Source organism: Acetatifactor sp. (assembly GCF_982438285.1).
The window spans coordinates 1-2,208 of the sequence record NZ_CEWDFQ010000428.1; the positions used below are offsets into that span (position 1 = coordinate 1).

A 2,208-nucleotide genomic window follows, 5' to 3' on the forward strand; every position below is an offset into this window, starting at 1 on the left:
GATGGGAAAAAGGTTCCCTGTGAGGGCAGACTTTGGTATCGGGGCTATGACTGTATTGAACTGGTAAACGGCTTTCGGTCAAAACGATACGGCTTTGAAGAGATTGCATATCTTCTTCTGTTCGGAGAGCTTCCCAAAAAGCAGGAGCTGGAACAGTTCCATCATATTCTTGCTGCAAACCGCACACTGCCCACAAACTTTACCAGAGATGTGATTATGAAGGCGTCCAGCAGCGATATTATGAATTCCCTCACAAGAAGTGTGCTGACCCTTGCTTCTTATGACAAAAACTGTAATGACACCTCTATTGAAAACGTGCTGCGCCAGTGCATTATGCTGATCAGCGTATTTCCAATGCTGGCGGTTTATGGATATCACGCCTACAATCATTATACCAACGATGAGAGTATGTACATACACAGGCCACAGAAAAAGCTTTCTACTGCGGAAAATATTCTGATGATGCTGCGTCCTGACAAACGATATACTGAGCTTGAGGCCAGAGTCCTTGACATTGCCCTGGTGCTGCATATGGAACACGGCGGCGGAAACAATTCCACTTTTACCACCCGTGTGGTGACCTCATCGGGATCTGATACCTATTCTGTGGTGGCGGCTGCCCTGTCCTCCCTGAAAGGGCCAAAGCACGGCGGCGCTAATATCAAGGTTGTGGAGATGATGCGGGATATTGAGGCAAATGTGTCTGACTGGAAGGATGAGGAAGCCGTTGAAAATTACCTGAAACGGATTCTGAACAAGGAAGTGTTTGACAGGAAGGGACTGATTTACGGGATGGGCCATGCGGTATATTCGCTGTCGGACCCCAGAGCTCAGGTGTTCAAGGGCTTTGTGCAGCAGCTGGCATCCGCTAAGGGAAGGGAAAAGGATTTTGCCCTTTACTCTATGATTGAGCGGCTCGCCCCCAAGGTAATTTCGGAGAAAGCCCGCATTTATAAAGGAGTCAGTGCTAATGTGGACTTCTACAGCGGTTTCGTGTATAGTATGCTGGAGATTCCGCTGGAGCTTTACACTCCCATCTTTGCCATTGCCAGAATAGTAGGCTGGAGCGCTCACAGAATAGAAGAGCTGATCAATATGGATAAGATTATACGTCCTGCCTACAAGAGCGTTATGGATGAGCGTGAGTATGTGGACATTGAGGATAGATAATCCAAGATACGAAAAGTAAAAAGCATGCGCCGTCAGGCGCACCGCAATAAAAAACTGCCGCAGATATGCCGCGGCAGTTTTTTATTGGGCATAGAACAATACGCCAAGGGTAGCCGGCCCGCAGTGGCTGGAGATGACACAGCCTGCACGGGTCACGTAGATATTGGCAAAATAATCCAGGCTGTCCAGATAGGAGCGGACCTCTTCTATTATGCTGTCCTCGCAGCCGGAATGGGTGATAAACACACAGGAGGGGTCTGCCGCCAGCAGATCATCCTGAAGCTCCTTCACATACCTCATAATCACAGAGGACTGTTTTCCACGAAATTTTTTTGCCACGCTCATGGCCCCATGCTCCACGATAATTTGAGGTTTCAATTTCAATGTGTTTGCAAGAAGAGCGGTCACCGCCTTGCACCGGCCGCCTCTGGCCAGGTAGGTCAGGGTTTCCACCACGAAGCTGGCGCGGACCTTGCCCCGGCGCTGTTCAACGCGCTCCACGATTTCCTCTGCCGTTTTTCCCTCTTTGATCAGTTCGGCGGCGTAGAGCAGCTGCAGGCCGATGCCCGTGGACAGATTTTGAGAATCGATCACATGAAGCTTATGGTAATGCTGATCCTCGCCAATCAGCCGGATTACGTTGCAGGTGGTGCTCATCTGCTCGGAGATACCCAGAAAAATAATATCCTTGTCCGCCTCCATAAATGGCTTTAAGATTTCATAGGCCCGCTCATAGGAAGCTGCAGCGGTTTTGGGGGTCTGTCTGTTGGCATCAGACCACTGGTAGATTTGATCAGGAGTGATTTGCTCCCCGTCATAGTAGCTCTCATCCTCCAAAATAATGCAGAGGGGGATGGTGACAATTTGAAAAGCAGCTTTCAGTTCAGGAGAAAGATCGCAGGTGGAATCTGCAACCAACTGTATATTTGACATAGCACGCCTCCGTTTCTTTCTTTAAATACAGTTAAAAAATAACATATTTTCTGATAAAATACACTATTTACAGGAATTTAATTTCTTTTATACGGGGAATATGAT

Annotated in this window: 2 protein-coding genes; one reads left to right on the forward strand and one right to left on the reverse strand. The window is 48.1% G+C overall.

Annotation, left to right across the window (positions count from 1 at the left end; genetic code table 11):
- Positions 1 to 1,170: citrate/2-methylcitrate synthase (locus AC1WIP_RS14885; RefSeq protein ID WP_481142565.1), on the forward strand; the 1,170-nt coding region annotated here is incomplete at its 5' end.
- Positions 1,171 to 1,251: 81 nt separating this feature from the next.
- Here AC1WIP_RS14885 and AC1WIP_RS14890 read toward each other — a convergent pair.
- A complete protein-coding gene (locus AC1WIP_RS14890; protein ID WP_481142566.1) occupies positions 1,252 to 2,103 on the reverse strand; it encodes a DegV family protein in 852 nt (283 codons plus the stop codon).
- Positions 2,104 to 2,208: the final 105 nt, after the last annotated feature.